The 16,343-nt window shown below is 68.1% G+C and carries 18 protein-coding genes; 8 read left to right on the plus strand and 10 right to left on the minus strand.

Features of this window, described 5'->3' with window-relative positions; translation table 11 throughout:
* Positions 1-14: 14 nt before the first annotated feature.
* The 7 genes from ACZ6DL_RS25930 to ACZ6DL_RS25960 all read right to left on the minus strand — a co-directional run bounded on the left by ACZ6DL_RS25930 (position 15) and on the right by ACZ6DL_RS25960 (position 7,822).
* Positions 15-596, minus strand: a complete 582-nt coding sequence (locus ACZ6DL_RS25930) for an Rv1733c family protein (protein WP_466054903.1) — start codon at positions 594-596, stop codon at positions 15-17.
* A complete protein-coding gene (locus tag ACZ6DL_RS25935) occupies positions 578-1,237 on the minus strand; it encodes a TetR/AcrR family transcriptional regulator (RefSeq protein WP_466054905.1) in 660 nt (219 codons plus the stop codon). The genes ACZ6DL_RS25930 and ACZ6DL_RS25935 overlap by 19 nt, the downstream gene beginning before the upstream one ends.
* A 172-nt stretch (positions 1,238-1,409) precedes the next feature.
* Positions 1,410-2,360, minus strand: coding sequence for a helix-turn-helix domain-containing protein (locus tag ACZ6DL_RS25940; RefSeq protein ID WP_466054907.1), 951 nt, complete (start codon positions 2,358-2,360; stop codon positions 1,410-1,412).
* 101 nt (positions 2,361-2,461) lie between these two features.
* On the minus strand, positions 2,462-3,406 hold the full coding sequence (locus tag ACZ6DL_RS25945; protein WP_466054909.1) for a helix-turn-helix domain-containing protein: 945 nt from the start codon (positions 3,404-3,406) through the stop codon (positions 2,462-2,464).
* 393 nt (positions 3,407-3,799) lie between these two features.
* Positions 3,800-4,864: a fused (3R)-hydroxyacyl-ACP dehydratase subunits HadA/HadB gene (locus ACZ6DL_RS25950; RefSeq protein WP_466054910.1), complete on the minus strand. Its 1,065-nt coding sequence runs from the start codon at positions 4,862-4,864 to the stop codon at positions 3,800-3,802.
* 177 nt (positions 4,865-5,041) lie between these two features.
* On the minus strand, positions 5,042-6,412 hold the full coding sequence (locus tag ACZ6DL_RS25955; protein ID WP_466054911.1) for a lipase family protein: 1,371 nt from the start codon (positions 6,410-6,412) through the stop codon (positions 5,042-5,044).
* Positions 6,413-6,646: 234 nt separating this feature from the next.
* Positions 6,647-7,822: a lipase family protein gene (locus ACZ6DL_RS25960; protein ID WP_466054913.1), complete on the minus strand. Its 1,176-nt coding sequence runs from the start codon at positions 7,820-7,822 to the stop codon at positions 6,647-6,649.
* A gap of 344 nt (positions 7,823-8,166) precedes the next feature.
* Between ACZ6DL_RS25960 and ACZ6DL_RS25965 the strand changes: the two genes are divergently transcribed.
* On the plus strand, positions 8,167-8,409 hold the full coding sequence (locus ACZ6DL_RS25965; RefSeq protein ID WP_393238588.1) for a hypothetical protein: 243 nt from the start codon (positions 8,167-8,169) through the stop codon (positions 8,407-8,409).
* 10 nt (positions 8,410-8,419) lie between these two features.
* On the opposite strand, the gene ACZ6DL_RS25970 is transcribed toward ACZ6DL_RS25965, so the two are convergent.
* Positions 8,420-9,529, minus strand: coding sequence for an alpha/beta hydrolase (locus tag ACZ6DL_RS25970; protein ID WP_466055121.1), 1,110 nt, complete (start codon positions 9,527-9,529; stop codon positions 8,420-8,422).
* Between the two features lie 165 nt (positions 9,530-9,694).
* Between ACZ6DL_RS25970 and ACZ6DL_RS25975 the strand changes: the two genes are divergently transcribed.
* The 4 genes from ACZ6DL_RS25975 to ACZ6DL_RS25990 all read left to right on the plus strand — a co-directional run bounded on the left by ACZ6DL_RS25975 (position 9,695) and on the right by ACZ6DL_RS25990 (position 11,793).
* Positions 9,695-10,207 carry a DUF2599 domain-containing protein gene (locus ACZ6DL_RS25975; RefSeq protein ID WP_466054915.1) on the plus strand — a complete coding sequence of 171 codons (513 nt, stop codon included), beginning with the start codon at positions 9,695-9,697 and terminating at the stop codon, positions 10,205-10,207.
* A gap of 34 nt (positions 10,208-10,241) precedes the next feature.
* Positions 10,242-10,901, plus strand: a complete 660-nt coding sequence (locus ACZ6DL_RS25980) for an SDR family oxidoreductase (protein ID WP_466054917.1) — start codon at positions 10,242-10,244, stop codon at positions 10,899-10,901.
* A 64-nt stretch (positions 10,902-10,965) separates the two neighbouring features.
* The gene (locus tag ACZ6DL_RS25985; RefSeq protein WP_040866588.1) at positions 10,966-11,268 is read left to right on the plus strand and encodes a putative quinol monooxygenase; all 303 of its coding nucleotides are present in this window, start codon (positions 10,966-10,968) and stop codon (positions 11,266-11,268) included.
* Between the two features lie 297 nt (positions 11,269-11,565).
* Positions 11,566-11,793: a hypothetical protein gene (locus tag ACZ6DL_RS25990; RefSeq protein ID WP_040866587.1), complete on the plus strand. Its 228-nt coding sequence runs from the start codon at positions 11,566-11,568 to the stop codon at positions 11,791-11,793.
* Between the two features lie 247 nt (positions 11,794-12,040).
* Here ACZ6DL_RS25990 and ACZ6DL_RS25995 read toward each other — a convergent pair whose 3' ends face one another.
* Positions 12,041-12,928 carry a helix-turn-helix domain-containing protein gene (locus tag ACZ6DL_RS25995; protein ID WP_466054920.1) on the minus strand — a complete coding sequence of 296 codons (888 nt, stop codon included), beginning with the start codon at positions 12,926-12,928 and terminating at the stop codon, positions 12,041-12,043.
* Positions 12,929-13,018: 90 nt separating this feature from the next.
* Complete coding sequence (locus ACZ6DL_RS26000) at positions 13,019-13,240, minus strand: DUF397 domain-containing protein (protein WP_393238602.1); 222 nt, start codon at positions 13,238-13,240, stop codon at positions 13,019-13,021.
* Between the two features lie 326 nt (positions 13,241-13,566).
* Here ACZ6DL_RS26000 and ACZ6DL_RS26005 point away from each other — a divergent pair, with 326 nt between their 5' ends.
* The 3 genes from ACZ6DL_RS26005 (at position 13,567) to ACZ6DL_RS26015 (ending at position 16,329) form a co-directional block, all read left to right on the plus strand.
* Entirely contained in the window at positions 13,567-14,364 is a 798-nt protein-coding gene (locus ACZ6DL_RS26005; RefSeq protein ID WP_174315388.1) for an SAM-dependent methyltransferase, read from the plus strand.
* A 223-nt stretch (positions 14,365-14,587) separates the two neighbouring features.
* Entirely contained in the window at positions 14,588-14,827 is a 240-nt protein-coding gene (locus ACZ6DL_RS26010; RefSeq protein ID WP_040866586.1) for a hypothetical protein, read from the plus strand.
* 239 nt (positions 14,828-15,066) lie between these two features.
* Entirely contained in the window at positions 15,067-16,329 is a 1,263-nt protein-coding gene (locus ACZ6DL_RS26015) for a PucR family transcriptional regulator (protein ID WP_466054923.1), read from the plus strand.
* Positions 16,330-16,343: the final 14 nt, after the last annotated feature.

A 16,343-nucleotide genomic window follows, 5' to 3' on the forward strand; every position in this document is an offset into this window, starting at 1 on the left:
CGCCGCACCAGGGCTCAGCCGTGCCCCCAAGTGAGGTCGGCGGCTACCCATTCGGTTTCCCACCGGCGCAGCCGCCGCCGATCGAGGCCGCGGCGCAGCAACAGGTAGCTTCCCCCGAGCACGATCGAGACGCCGAGCACCGCACCCGCGGTGAGCATCACCGCTTTGCTGGCAGGCTGGGACGACGAGGGCGGCTCGACGATCGCACCGCGCTCGTTCAGCCAGATCGGCACGGCGGAACCCGGCTCCACCACCGTGGTCGACTGATAGTCGCCGGTGTGGGTCACGCCGTCGGCGTCTTTCCAGGACACGCGCGCGGGCACCACCGGCGCGTACAGCGGCGCCTTCCCGGTTTCGATCACGGTCGCGTCGACCTGATGCAACCGCGCCGTCTCGGCTTGCACCGCGGCCGTCTCCACCCGGTACACCCGGCCGCCGACGGTCACCGCCAGCACGGGCACGACGATCAGGAACACCAGGGCCAGCAGGACCGCGACCCCGGTTTGCACGCGGTCTTCCCTGCGGCGCAGCGGATTTCGATCCAGGCCGACGCGGCGGCACGTGCGGCGGTACATGTTCACCGACCCGGTAGACATGACGGTGACTCCTCGTTACGGAATTCGGTGGTGAGGGTGACGAGGGTGTCGAAGAACTCTTCGACGAGGCCGGGCAGACCCATCGGATCCGGGCCTGCCGCCCAACTCTGCAGCGCCGCGAGCAGCATGCCCGCGCCGGCGCCTACGGCGACCGCCGGACGCGGATCCGTCAGCGGATCCACCCCCAGCCGCGCCGCGATGATCCGGACCGATTCGCGCTGCCCATCGATGCGGATGCGCTGATAGCCGGCGAACAGTTCGGGTTCGTCCTCGAAGCGCTGGAACAAAGCCCAGCGACGGGCCAGCAGAGACGCGCGCGCGCCGCCGTACTCGGTGGCGAGCCAGTCGTGCACGGCGTTGCGGTAGGCGATCAGGGGCGGCTCGCCCGGCGGCCGACGGCACAACGCCTCGTTGAACAGGTGGACGTCTTGATCGACATCGCCGAGAATCGCCTCCTCGATGGAGGCGAAATGCCTGCTGAACGTGCGCCGGGTGACACCGGCCCGCACCGCGATGTCCTCGACGGCCACCGCTTCCAGCCCCCGCTCGGTGAGCAGGTCGAACGCCGCGCGCGACAACGCCTCGCGGCTGCGCCGGGTGCGCAGCCGACGGCCGTCCAGACCGACACCGTCGTCGCTCATACACACAGCTTACTCCCTATTGTCCCAATGGGACAATATTCGGCCCTTCCCGGCATGCGGATCATCTCGCACAGGAAATGCCCGATTCGGGCGCGCTGAATCCAGAATGGAGCGGGCGGCGAGGGAGTTCTTTCCGGCGCGCGAATGCGGCGTGCCGCGGTGCGCGTTCCGGTCACCCTCGCGGGTGGTCCACCGGTTCGTCGACCGTCGGCGGCACGCCGTCGCGCAAGACCTGGAGCAGTTGCCGGGAGTGCTGCGGCGAAGGGGCCAGCAGCGAAAGTTGGTTCAGCGCCGCGTAGTACACATCCAGGTCGGCGATCTTGTCCAGATACAGCGCGCTGGTCAGCTGCTGAAGATAGACGATGTCGGGCAGATCCGCCTCGGCGAAACGCAAGATGGTGAACGCCCCGTCGGTGAGGGCCGGGCCACCCACATGGTCGGCCAGGATCTGGATGGTGACGTTGGGCTGAGCGGCCGCGCGCAGCACGTGGTCGAGCTGGGCGCGCCACACGGTCGAGCCGCCGATCCTGCGGCGCAGCGCGGCCTCCTCGATGATCATCCACAACTGGGGCGGGTGCGGACCGGCGAGGATGTCCTGCCTGCGCATGCGCAGCGCGACACGACGTTCGATCGAATCCTCCGGCTCCCCCGGATGCGACAGGGTGAGCAACGAGCGAGCGTACTCCGGCGTCTGCAGCAGTTCCGGAACGGCTCGCGGTTCGTAGCTGCGGATCAAGCGCGCCGCCTGTTCCAGCCCGAGGTAGGTGTCGAACCATTTCGGCAGCCAGTCGTTGTCCCGCGCCCACCACCCCGACGCATTGGACTGCCTGGCCAGTTCCAGGTAGCGCTCCCGTTCCCCGGGATCGGTCACCCCGTAGAGGTCGAGCAGGTCGACCAGATCCCGTTCCCGGCAACCGGTGCGCCCGAGCTCGAGCCTGCTGATCTTCGAATGCGACCCGCGTATGGCGTCACCGGCCGCCTCACGGGTGATATTCCGGGACTCGCGTAGGCGGCGCAGCCTGCCGCCGAGGACCATGCGTAGGACCGTCGGCCCGCCGCCGGACACCGGATGACCGCCGGGCCCGGGAGAATCGCTCGCCTGTCGTTCCTTCGAAGGACGCATGCCCCGAGTCTGTCATGTTCACCCAGTCGTTATCTATGGTCGAAAGTCCCTGTACCGCTGGGTATTCGTCGTTGCGCCGGGCTCGTCGCCGCGCCTGACGGTCAGCCGTGGCCGGACGGCAGCTCCACGATGCGCGGCTCGCGCTCGCGCAACGCCGCGATGAGGTCGCGGGTGTACTCGGGCGGCGCGGCGTGCACCGACAGCAGATTCGCCACGGCGCGGTAGGCGGCGAGATCGGCGTCTTTGTCCAGGTACAGCGCACCGGTGAGCTGCTGGAGATACACGATGTCGGGCAGATCCGCCTCGGCGAAGCGCAGCATGGCGAACGCGCCGTCGGACAGCGCCGGGCCGCCGACATGATCGGCGAGCACCTGCACCGTGATGTTCGGCGCCTCCGCGGCGCGCAGCAAGTGCTCGAGCTGGGCCAGCCACACCTGCGATCCCCCGATCCTGCGCCGCAGCGCCGCCTCCTCGACGATCAGCCACAGCTGGGGCGGGTCGGGTCTGGTCAGGATCTCTTGGCGGCGCATCCGCAGGGCCACGCGCCGCTCGATCGACTCCTCGTCCTCGTGCGGATGCGCGAGCACGAACAGTGCGCGAGCGTAGTCGGGGGTCTGCAGCAACTCCGGGACGACCCGCGGCTCGTAGCAGCGGATGAGTTGGGCGGCCTGTTCAAGCCCGAGGTAGGTGTCGAACCACTTCGGCAGCCAGTCGGCGTCGCGATGCCACCATCCCGAGGTGTTCGCCTGCTTCGCCAGCCGCTTGAATTCCGCGCACTCCTCCTCGTCGGTGACGCCGTACAGCGCGAGCAGATCCACCAGATCCCGTTCCCGGAATCCGGTGCGCCCCAATTCCAATCGGCTGATCTTGGAATGCGAGCCGCGGATCGCCTCGCCCGCTTCCTCGAGCGAGATGCCGCATGCCTCCCGCAGCCGCCGCATCCGCCCGCCGAGGATCATCCGTAAGGCGGTCGGGCCGCCCTCGGCGGCGGGAGCCGTTCCCCGAGCGATGGTTTCGTTTTGAGGCCGCACTACCGAAGCACGCATGTACGCAGTCTTGCATGCGCACTGTCCACATTCCAGCACCGAGTCCTTCGCCGATGACGCGAATGCGCAGGTGTAAGCACATCCGCAAGATCACGCACGGGATAGCGGGACTCTGCTCGCGTCCGGTGGCAGTCACCGGATGTCGCACACCGCGCGGTGTTGCAGGCCGACTTCGCACACCCGCCTGCCAATTTACTCCCAGTACGCGCGAAACCCCCGGGCCGCGGGGCCACGGGGTTCGCCGGCCGGGATAGGAACCGAACTTCGATGGGCGAGAAGGTTATTCCGGCGTACAGGGCTACGCCCGAACCGGATCACGGTGTGGTTCGGACGCCCGAGCGACGGCACCGGCCCCACGCTCTCCGGACGAGGAGGCCGGAGCCGCCGCACGGTTCAGCGCAGCAGCACGTCCGCCGTCGCGCGACCGAACAGCTTCCGGTCCCCGCAGGTCGCCGTCAACGCGATGGTGGCCGCGCGGCGATCCGGATCCAATTGCTTGACCCGGCCGTGGAATTCGATCGCGCTGGCCTTGGTCGCCGGGACCGGGGCGAACCCGGCGAACCGCACGCCGTATCGCGTCACGGCCGAGGGATCACCGAGCCACGAGGTGAGATATCCGGCGCCGAGGCCCATCGTCAGCAGACCGTGCGATACCACGTCGGGCAGACCGGCGCTGCGCGCGACCTCGTCGCTGAAGTGGATCGGATTCGAATCGCCCGACACACCGGCGTAGTTCACCAGATCACCACGGGACACCAGCACCGTGCGCGGGGCGAGTTCCATGCCGACGGACAAGTCCTCGAAAGCGGGAAGGGTACGCGGCGTGCGCGGCTCGGCGGCCGCGTCCGGTTGCGCCGGCTCATCGAAGCTCTCGACCAGCCCGCCGTCGTCGTCGGCCAGGCGCGCGGCCGCCGCGTCCGCGCGGTCGGCGGCCGACTGCCCGGTCATGATCACGCCATCGACCGCCGCGCGCAGATCGGCGGCGAGCTCGACTCCGGTCTGCGCCACCGCCGTGGTGTGCGCGGTCTGCAACACCTCCTTGTGCTGATTGCTCAGCACGTTCTTGGTGACCATGAAGTCCTTGTCGCCGAACTGCCGGAACGACTCGATGTAGGAGTCGCACCGCACCTCGTCGCCCGCGACGATCGGCCGGTGCATCTGGATCGACTGCTCGGTCTGCAGCACTTGGCCGAGGTCGTACCCGGTGAGCACGGACTCGAACATCTTGCGCTGCATCAACATGAGGATTATCGAGGAGAACGTCAGCGGCGCGACGAGTCCGTCGAAGCCCAGTCCCCCGGCGGCGTCTTCGTGCCGGTGCGCCGGATGGCCGTCCTGCAGCGCTCGCGCGAACTCCCGGATCTTCTCCCGACCGACCTCGTACGGGTCGGTCAGGCGGTAGTGCCGCCCCACCAGTGCCTTGGCCTGCTCGGACGCGGTGGTCGTGATGTCGCTCATGTGCCTCTCTCGGGAATTCGGGCGTCACCCCGCCCGGACCGGCCCACCGTACCGAAGCGGCGACGACACCGCACAGCACTCTCGCCAGATCTGGGCATACGAACCGAAGGGGACAAGTGTTGATCGCACTCACAGGCCCACGGTGTTAACCGGAGCCCTCACCGCGCCGTCAACCGGTCAGCACTCGTCGGGCGCCCGGACTCCCCGCAGCCTGTCGTCGAGCCAGACCATGGCTTCCGGATATCCGAGCGCACCCGCGATGATGTGCTCGCCGAGCACACTGCGGTACACCGCGGGCACCCCCAGGCGGCACTGCTCCGCGTAGAGATTGCGCGCGCCCTCGGCCGGGATCCAGAACTCCTGCTCGCCGTTGTAGACGTACAGCGGAGTCGCCGACCTCATGCCGGCCATCTTCGTCACCCGATAGATGTCCGCGGCCAGCGCCGAATGCAGCGGATCGGGGAAGTTCGCGGCGATGTCGATCGGCAGCATCAGCACACCGATCGCGCCGTAGCTGCTGCCGCACATGTTCTTCACCGGTGAGGTGGCCACCCACTGGGCGAGATTGTTCATCCCGGCCAGGATCTCCGGCCGCTCGCGGCCGATCCCGAAGACCGCCCCCATGAACACTGCCGAGGCGAGGTTGCCGTTCATGCTGCGCGCCAGGATCTCGAAGTCGGCGGGCACGCCGCCGAGCGCGGCGCCGACGATCACGCCCGCCAATTCCGGTGCGTAGCCGTCGATCAGCTTCACCGCCCCGTGTGTCGCGATCGCGCCGCCGGAATACCCCGCGAGCCCGAACTTCGCGGCGCCGAACTCGTCCGGGAACAGATCGCGCACCGCCCTGATCGAGTCCAGCACCGCGTGCCCGGCCACGATCGGCTCGGCGTAGGCCATCGACGGGCCCTCGTGGTCGGGGATCAGCACTGCGTAACCGCGCAGCGCCGCCACGTGCGTCGTGGGTGGCAGGAAATCGGTGAAGCTGGTGTCCGGGTTGAGTCCGTGCGCGAGAGTGTATCCGGGCGTGCAGGTACGGCCGAGGGCGTCGATGGGCAGGTTGTTCACCACCACCGGCCGCTGCCCCGGTCCCGGCCACGGTGCGGCGGGAACGACCAGCGTGGCGGTGGCATACGACGGCGCGCCGTGCGCGTCGGTCGTGCGGTACTTGATCAGGAGTGCCCGCTGGATGGGCATCAGCATCAACGGTGCGGTGGTCGGGCTCACGTCACGGATTTCGATGACCTGCCCCTCGGACAGTTCGTCGAGATTCGCCGGGCGCAGGTCGAACATCGGATCACCGACGGCCGACGGCAGGGCGGCCGAGCGCAGCGCCGCCAGCGACGGCGACAGCGTAGTCGCCTCGTGCGTGGGCGAACTCGGCTCAGGCGGCGGCGCGATCGGCGGCGGAATGACCTGATCGATGAGTTGTTGCAGCCCGGGCAGGAGCCCGCCGGGCGGTGGGGCGGGCGCGGGCTCCGCGGCAGCGGGGACGGCCAGGGCCGAGCCGGCGGCGAGCAAAGCCACAGCAATGGCACGCGAAATTCTCATGGCACACGCCTTCGGGTGCGAACGGCAACGTCGTCTGGCACCCGGGCGCACTGGCCTTCGACCCCCGAATCGGCCCCTGTCAGACCGGGAGCCAGGACGTCAGGCTACGTCAGCGGCCATGGCTGGACGCAGTAAAGCATCCGAGTTGTGTTGTCGCGTATCCATATCGCAACAACCGGGCCGAGACCCGTATCCGGAGAACGGGTCCCGGCTCGGCCGGTCGCGTATCGTCGCTCAGCAGTTGCTCGGCGCGGGCTCCCCTCGGAAGCGGGCGTCCAGCCAGGTCAGAGCCGCGGGAATGCCGAGCACCGCCGCGGTCAGATGGTCCGGAACCGGAATCTGCTCGGCCTGCACCTTGGCTCCCGCCGCACACCACCGCTTGTCGGTGTTGACCACCGCGTCGATCGGGATGAGACCGTCGATCGGCGAATGCCATTCGAATACCGGCATCTTCGGCACGCCGTCGTAGAGCTCGAGACTGTTCTCCTCGACCACGGCGCGCGCGGTGTCGTCGTTGATCATCGAGGTCGTCTTGGCGAAGTCCAGCGCACCGCGGCCCGCGCCCGTCGAGAGGATGTCGTTGGTGCAGCTGTTGGCGATCTGCGCGCGGGCGGCCAGCCCCCGTTCGTTCAACTGCTCGCTGAGCGGGAAGCGAGTCGGATACTCACGCTCCAACCCGAATCCGGCGGCGAACGCGAGCCCGAACACCGGGTGCGGGTTCAAACCCAGCCCCTCGAGCATCTTCACGAGATTCATCGGCACGCCGCCCATGGCCGCGCCGGCGATGTCGAGCTCCGGGGCGTACTTCGGTTGCAGGGCGGCCGCCCACGCGGTGGCCATCCCGCCGCCGGAGTACCCGACCATCGCCACCGGACTGCGCTGCACCCCGAGTTCGCCGACCTGCTTGACGGCGCGTATCCCGTCGAGGGTGATCTGCCCGCCGAGCTTCGCGGCGCCGTAGGCGAAATTCGGGCCGAGGTGATCGGGCAGCGCGACGCTCCAGCCGCGCGCCAGCAGCACGTTCCAGCCCGGCGCTTCCCGCACGACGAGGTTCGGGTCACCGGTGTAGAGCACCCGGGAGACCGAGCACTCCGAGCCGAGTCCGTTGATGATGTGCTGGAACGACAGCAGCGGCCCGTCGGTGCGATGCGCCTTGGGCGTCAGCACCGTGGTGGTCGCGGCGATCGGTTTACCCTCCGAACTCGTCGACCGGAACCGGACCACGGTCACCGTGGTCTCCGGGAAGATCGCCAGCGGCGGCATCACCCTGGTCGCGATCACGTCACCCGGCTTGCGGTCGGCGATATCCGCGGGTGTCGCGTAGAAGGGATCCGGATCGGGTTCGGGGTACAGCGGCGCGCTGGTCGCCGCGCCGGCCATGCTCGCGACCAGCACCAGGCCCACGGCCATCGCTCCGATCGCATGTGCGAGACGCCGTCGTCCCACTCCCCCACCCAACGAACGTGGGCCCTGACTCATCGACGTGTGCCTCCTGAATCGTCCAACGCTGTACTCATCCTCGGCAACATCACCTGCGCTGAGCACCACCCGACGCGATCATGTTGACAATTCACAAGTTTCGGGTGCCCGGCCTGTGGCGGTCGTGCGCCCCGGCTGGTGACTGTACCCGACCACCCGGCGTCCGTTCTGTGACATTTCCAGCCGATAACTTGGAACATGTTCTCAACAGTGGCGGCCCTTTACCGTCAGATCCACCGGCACGGCTGCCGAGCCGGCAGGAAGGAGACGGTGGCATGGACGGCACTGCGCGCAGACTCGCCGACCGCGACGACACCCAGGATCCGCCGACCCGGCGGATCACCGTCTACTTCGACGGCTCCACCCCCGAGGACGCGCTGGTCCTCGAATACGCCGCGACCAGGACCGAGGCGTGGGAGTTCACCTCGGCCGCCGCACACGCCGGGCTCACCGTCACCGTCGACGCCCAGGTCCGTCCCGGCCTGCGCAGGCTACCGTGCCGGTCGCTCTGGCGCTGAGTACGCGAGGTCAGGGCCGATCGAGCACGCCGCGCAGGAACGCGAGCGCGTCGGGAAACGCTTCCCGCGCCGCGCCCAGATGATCGCCGGGGTACCAGCCCACCCGAAGATCGGTGCCGGAGGCGCGCAGCTCCGCGATCAGCTCGAGCGTCAACGGCGCGGGCACCTCCAGATCGGTCAGCCCTTGGCCGAGATACAGCGGAACGGAGTAGCCGCTCGTCGGCACCCGCAACATCGCGCGCACCGCGGCCAGCAACGCCGGATCGTCCAAGGGCCGCGACAGCATGGCGCCGATGCCGATACTCGCCACCTGCGCGTCCGCCTCGGCGGCGCAATCCGCCTCCACGATGCGCAGGACGTCCCGGCCCACCGGCGTCAGGTAGCTGTCGATGTCCAGCTCCGGTGCGCTGGCGCGCAATCCGGCCAGCAGCATGCCGAAGTAGGTCGTCGTCTTCTGCAGCGGCAGTCGCGGCAGCCAGGGCCCGGCCAGCGGGAACAGCGCGTCCAGGTTCGACGGCGTCCCGGTCGAGGCGGCACCGCGCAGATCGAGTTCGGGCGCGTCGGCGGGTGCGAGGTGGGCGGTGAACAGCGCCGCGTGCCCGCCCTGCGACTGGCCGAACACCGCCCAGCGGGTGCCGAGCGAGGGTGCGACCGCCCGTGCGGCGCGTACGCCGTCGATGATGCTGCGAGCCTGGGCCGGACCGTCCAGGTAGGGGTGCACGCCGGGGGTGCCGAGACCGACATAGTCGGAGATCACGACCGCGTATCCCGCGCGCAGCAGGTCCGGGTACACCGACGTCAGGTAGTAGTCCCGAGGTTGCAGCGTGAACGCGCACTCGTCGGCGATCCCCGAGGTGCCGTGCGCGTAGGCGATGATCGGCCAACCACCCTGCGGCGGAGAGCCTTCGGGCAGATACAGCACTCCGGTGCTCTGCATCGGCCCACGCGGGCCACGCGACCAATAGGTCAGCCGATCGGCGGTCGTCGCCCCCGCCACACGCAGCCGCCCCGCCAGCTCCATCAGGTCCGTCACGGTGCCCGGCGCCTCGCCCACCCGAGCGCCCGCGGGGCCGGCCAACGCGACCGTCACCGAGACCACGACGCCCGCCGCCCCCACCATGATCCGTCCACACCGCACCGACCGACTATCCCCAGCTGGAGCCGCACCGGCAAGCCACCACATTCGGTGGCGCGGGCGGGGAGTCTCGCCGGAGCCGCCCCGGCTCGCTAGGCTCGGGTGATCACGCCGGAAAGCGGTGCCGAGGAGAACACAGGAGGCTCGACCGTGGCGCAGCGGTACCCGCATCGCCTCGTCACCCGGCGTCGCGCGGCCGCGCTCCTCGCGACGGGCCTGCTTGCCTCGGTGGTCGCCTGCGGTGCCGATTCGTCCACGCCGTCGGCGGATATCGGCCGCACGACCACCTCCAGCGCCCCGGCGTCGCCGATCACGACAGCGCAGGCCGCGATACCGTCCGTCGACCCTTACGCGGGGCAGCCGCTGATCGATAACGTCACCTGGACCGAGACGATCGACGGCCCGCGACTGCTCGTCTTCCCCACACAGGCCGGTCGGCAGACCACCTTCCCCGGCTCGGACGAACGGGCGTGGCAGGAAGTCGTGGACCGGTCGACGGACGCCGACGCACCGGGCATGCGCGATCAGTTCATCTGTCACTGGGCGTGGGCGCGGCTGGTCCAGCCGAACAAACCGAGCTGGAACCTGGAACCTTGGCGCCCGGCGGTCGGCTATCCGGCCACCGTCGAAGCGCACTGCAATCCCGGCGGCCCCGAGCGCTGAGCGCGGGCGCCGCCCCGACCGGAAGGAGCGATCCATGCGCGTCGTCATCGCAGGCGGACACGGGAAGATCGCCTTGCTGCTGGCCCCCGTGCTCACCGCGAACGGCCACGAGGTCGCCGCCCTCATCCGCAATCCCGAGCACGCGGACGAGGTGCGCGTCACCGGCGCCGAGCCGGTGCTGTGTGACCTGGAGCATGCGGCCGCCGACGAACTGGCGGACGTCGTGGAAGGCTGCGACGCGGCGATTTTCGCCGCGGGCGCCGGGCAGGGCAGCGGCGTCGAACGTAAATACACCGTCGATCTGGGCGGCTCCGTCCGGCTGGCCGAGACGGCCGAGCGAACCGGGGTGCGCCGTTTCCTGCAGATCTCCACGATGGGCGCCGGCGCGTCGCCCGCTCCCGGTTCCGACGAGGTGTGGGCGGCGTATATAGACGCCAAGACCGAGGCCGAGAACGATCTGCGCAGCAGAGCTCTCGACTGGACCATCCTGCGCCCCGGCCGGCTGGTCGATGCCCCGGGCACCGGACTCGTGACTCTGGCCCCGCCCCCGGTTGAGCGCAGCGAGGTCCCCCGCGCCGACGTCGCGGCCGTACTGGCCGGACTGCTGCCCGCCGCGCACACCTTCGAGCTGACACTCGAACTCGTTTCCGGCAGCGATCCGATTAGCCAGGCAATAGCGCAACTGGCCGACTGAGCTGTCGTGTCGCTCGCCACCGCCCTTGCCGATCGACCGCAACGGTCACGATGGGAGAACAACCGTGTTCAGTCGAATCGTCTCGATGAAGATCCGCCCCGGCTCTCGCGCCGAGTTCCTCGCGGCCATATCCCGCAGCGCCGAAGCCTCCGTACGGACCGAGCCCGGCTGTCTGCGCTTCGACATCTGCGCTGATCGAGTGGATCCGCACCGATTCTTCCTCTACCAGCTCTACACCGATGACGAGGCGGCGGAAGCGCACCGTTTCACCGAACATTTTCTGGCCTGGCGGGCCGCCGCGGACCAATTCGTCGAGCCGGGTACACAGATCGATTACAGCACGGACGTCCTATTCGCCCGCGACTGAAATTCCGGCGCCGGGCACCACATCCGCAAACTTCCGGCCTCGAAATGCGCACTGCGCACGTGCAATCGATCGTGCAGATGTGCTTGCATCTGAAAGGTACAGCGGCATAAACTCGGTCCCGCAACGCTTTACAGGGGACCACCAGGGAAGGCCGCGTGGGCGAGCCGAAGGCCGAAGCCGCCGTGGGTTTGCCGCCGCCGGACAAGCAGGGGCGTTCGAATGGAACTACCACTTACCGGCGGTCGGTTCGGATCAACCGACACCGCACTGGCCGACCAGCCAGCGAACGGTAGACATATGAGCACATCGACGGCCCGCAGCGGCCACAGCAATACCGCCTTTTCCCGAGAAACCGCCGTGGCATACGTCATCGATGCCGTCGAATCCACCGGGGCGGCAACTCGGCACGATTTCGATATCGACCGGATCGTCACCACCGCGCACGCGATGGCCGACGATTGGGATCTCGAGACATTGCAACCCGCGACATTTTGGCGAATTGCCTCCAGCTTCATCAGGCAGTAGGCCCGAGCCCCGCCGTCCGAGCACCGGCGGATAGCTGAATGCCTTGTGCCACGAGCACTTTGTCGCGTCGCCCGACGCAGGCGCGTAGCCACCACGATGCCGCCGACGCCGGGCGCGGATAGACACCATTTCCGCGGCCACCGCCGCTTAGCAATTGGACAGCACAACCGAACGGCCACCTCCGATTCCGGAGGTGGCCGTTCGGCGTATCGGGGATTTCCCGGCCGCGAGACGCTATCGCGCGATCTCAGCGCCCGTCGGCATACTTCTCCATGATCTCGATCGACTTCTCCGGACGCTCGGCCTGCACGCTGAGCCGGTCCATCACCGACAGGTACAGCGCCAGGTCTTGTCGCCGCTCGAGATACAGCGCGCTGGTCAGCTGTTCGAGGTACACGATGTCCGGGAGTTCCGGCTCGGCGAAACGCAGAATACTGAACGAGCTGCCCGCCGCGGCGTGCTCGCCCGCGGTGAACGGCAATACCTGGATCGTCACGTTCGGCAGCTTCGCCAGCCGGACCAGATGCAACATCTGCTCCCGATGCACCTCCGTGCCACCCACCGGTCGCACCAGCGCGGCTTCGTCGAGCACCGCCCAGACCACCGGAGGATCCGCGCGGAAGAGAATTTCCTGCCTGCGCTGACGCACCGCGACCCGCCGCTCCGTATCGACGTCCTCGTACCCGAGCGCCACGACCGCCCTGGCGTATTCGGGTGTTTGCAGCAGGCCGGGAACAAGATGCGACTCGTAGGTGCGAATCTTGCTCGCGGCCTGTTCCAGGCCGAGGTAGGTACCGAACCACTGCGGCAGCAGGTCGCTGTAGCGATGCCACCAACCGGGTTCGTTGGCCTGCCTGGCCAATTCGAGGAACGACTCGCGCTCCTCGGGATCGTGGACGCCGTACAGGGTCAGCAGGTCGCGGATGTCACGTTCCTTGAAGCCGGTACGGCCGAGCTCGAGTCGACTGATCTTGGCGTGCGATCCGCGGATCGCATCGCCCGCCGCCTCGCGGGTGATGTTCCTCTTCTCCCGGAGCTTGCGCAGCTGGCCGCCCAGTGCGATGCGTAGCACGGTCGGACCACGTTCCGCGACAACGGATTGCACATGACCATCGTCATCGGGTTCAGCGATCATCGAGTTCGTCTCCGATACTCCGGGGGTTGCCCACAGTGTGTCACAACCACCTGTCGCGAAACACACCGTACCGACCGCTAATGTTACCGCTCAGCTAGTCAAATAGTCGAACTCCCCGGCCTTCGCGCCGCGGACGAACGCGTCGATCTCCGGACGCGTGTAGACGAGGACCCCACCCTCCGGGTCCCGCGAGTTCCGCACCGCCACCTGGCCGTTGGCCGTTTCGGCCACCTCGACGCAGTTGCCGCTCGGATTACTGAAGGAACTCTTACGCCAAGTTCCGATGATCTCGTTGGTGGACGTATCCGACATCTTCCCCACTCCTCGGTTACCGCAGTTAGGCGATTCGGTTCGTGCAGATGCACGTTCAAACGTTCTTGCATTTGCACCAACACCGGACGATAGCACGAAGTTCGCCCTCCGTGCGCTCGCAGACCGGAGGCATCCGGGCGGCGATGTGAAACGCCGTTGCCTCGCCTCGAGAACAGCGAGATCAGCTCCCCGATCCACCCCGCTGGACGAGTTCGAATCTTGTAGTGTCGCAGTGCACATCGGATGCACCAGTCATTCGCGACGCCCCCACGCACCCACCCGCACGGCAGTGTCGCGGACACGTTATTGCCGAGGAGTACCACCCCATGCCCGAAGACCACAGCCCCCTCATCCGGACCGACATCCCCCACTCCGCGCGGATCTGGAACTACTGGATGGGCGGCAAGGATTATTACGAGATCGACCGCATCGCAGGCGACGCCGGCATCGAGGTCGATCCGGACATCACCACCATGGCGGTGCAATCGCGCCAGTTCCTCATCCGCGCGGTGCGCTACCTCGCGGGCGAGATGGGCATCCGTCAGTTCCTCGACATCGGAACCGGCCTGCCCACCATGCAGAACACCCACGAGGTCGCCCAGACCGTCGCGCCCGAGTCCCGGATCGTCTACGTGGACAACGACCCACTGGTGCTCACGCACGCGCGGGCGCTGCTCACCTCCACCACGCCGGAGGGCGTCACCACCTACATCGACGCCGACTACCACGATCCCGAGCGGATCGTCAACGACGCCAAGCACGTCCTCAACTTCAACGAGCCCGTCGCCGTGATGTTCATGGGCGTGCTCGGCCATGCCAAGACCTACGACGATCTGCTGCGCATCGTGCACACCGTGCTGGATGCGGTGCCGTCGGGCAGCTACCTGGTGATGTGGGACGGCACCGACGACAGCAAGGCGTATGTCACCCTGTGCGAGAACTACACCGGCACCGGCGGCACTCCTTACGTCCCCCGTCCGCAGGCTCAGATCAAGGCCGTCTTCGACGGTCTGGAACTCGTCGACCCCGGCTTCGTGTCCATCACGCAGTGGCGCTCGGGCGACACCGAGGTCGGTGAGACCCGGCCGATCTCCGCCTACGGCGCGGTCGCCCGCAAGCCGTAAGGCCCCTGAACATCAAACCGTAAGCGGCACAGCGGTGGTCGCCGGTCTCGCACCGGCGGCCGCCGCCGTTTTTTTCTCCGACCGATCGTGCAGATGTACTTGCATCTGTAAGTAACGGAGGCATAGACTCGAACTCGAAATCGGGGAGGTACGCAGGGAGTTCGAGCTTGCGTCACCGGCACGACGGCCTCCCCGCCGCACGTGGGACGCGAGGGGTAGTCGAATGATCGAGCCATTTCGAACGCCCCGCCGGGTTGCCGTCATCGATGGGGCCGGCGCCGAACCCTTGCGCCAGTACTCGGCAGCGCCCGAGTTCGCCCTCTCCGATTGCGGGGTCGAGCCCCGCGGCCTCACCTACCGGCAGGCCCGCGACATTCTCTACACCCACGAAGTCCACGGTCCGCAGTGCAGGCAATGGCTGGCCGCCGCCGCCTATCTGTCAGCGGGGCTGGACGACGAGTAACCCTGCCTCGGCGGGCACGCAAGAGCCCTCGCCGCGGGCGAAGCCGGCTCCGACGCTGTGACCGGCCGGTAGCGCTTCACGATCCCGCGCCGCGGTCGAATAGCGCCATCGCGCAATGCGTCCGGCTCCCAGACGATCTCACAGATCACTCCCCGTGCACACAACCCTTTCGTATAGTGATCGATCGACCCGGGCGCGATTTCTCGCACGCCCGGCGTGGCATTGGGAGCGAACTCGTAATGACCTACTCCGCGTTGGATCTGTCCCCCGACTCGTCCGACCCGGTGCTGGAAATCGGCGGACAGCCGGCTTCGGTGCCCTTGCTGAACGCCGACAGCGTAGCTTCGCACATGGTCGGATACTTCGAGAACGTCATGGCACCCTGCCGTACCCTGCCCGGCGAGCAATTACGCGGTGACGTCACGAAACTCACCCGCAGCTGCCTGAACCTCGCTGCCGAGATGTTCGACCGGCGTACCGTACCGGACGAGCACCAGCTCGGCCCGGTCCGCGCGGCTGCTGCTCGTTGGGCGCGGGAGGCGGTGCCGCTGAGCACGATCCTGCGCGCCTATCACGAGGGACTGCGCATCGCCTTCGGTCTGGTCACCGCGCCTGCCGCGGCCGACGACGTCGACGAGGTGCTGGTCGCCGCCGATCTGCTTCTCGAACTGCTCGAGGCGATCACCGCGGCGGTGTCCGATGCCTACGTCGACGAACAGCACCTGGTTGCCAAGGAGCATCAGACGGCGACGCAGACGCTCGCCTCGGCGCTGCTCAGCGGTCGCGGCAGCTCGGCTCTGGCACGGCAGACCGGCATTCCGATCGCGGAGGCCTATCAGGTTGTCGCCCTGTCGATTCCGGAACATCCGGACGAGCGCGATCCGCGCGTCGACGGTAACGTGGCCGCGCGCCGCAAGCTGCGGCGGCTGCAGTCCGAGCTGGCCACCGTGTTCGCCTCCCGCGCGCTCGCCCTACTCAGCGCCAAGGGAGGGACACTGCTCATCCCGTTGGGCGACGAGGACGAGGCAGTCCTCACCGCCACGACGCTCGAACTGCTGGCCGCTGCGGCCGAGGTACCGCTCACCGCCACCGTCGTGCCGACCGACACCGATCAGATCCCCGAATCGGCCGATCAAGCGCACGAGCTGCTCAGTCTCGTGCGCGTCGGCGTCCGGCCGCCCGGCCTCTATCAGATGTCGGATCTGGCCGTGGAATACCAGCTCACGCGCAGCGGGCCGGCCACCCGGCGGATCGCGACCATCCTCGACCCGCTGGACGCCCACCCCGAACTGTTCGACACCATGCGCGCCTACCTCGGCAACGACATGAACCGGCAGCTCACCGCCCGCCAGCTCTACGTGCATCCGAACACCGTCGACTATCGCCTACGCCGCATCGCCCAGCTGACCTCCGTCGACCTGGCGACCTCGACGGGCATCTCCCAGGCGGCGATCGCCTTGCTGGCCCGGGATCTGGACCGCAGCGTCGCGCGCAGGCTCTGACCTGCCCACCGTGA

The sequence above is a fragment of the Nocardia sp. NPDC041819 genome (assembly GCF_055590505.1).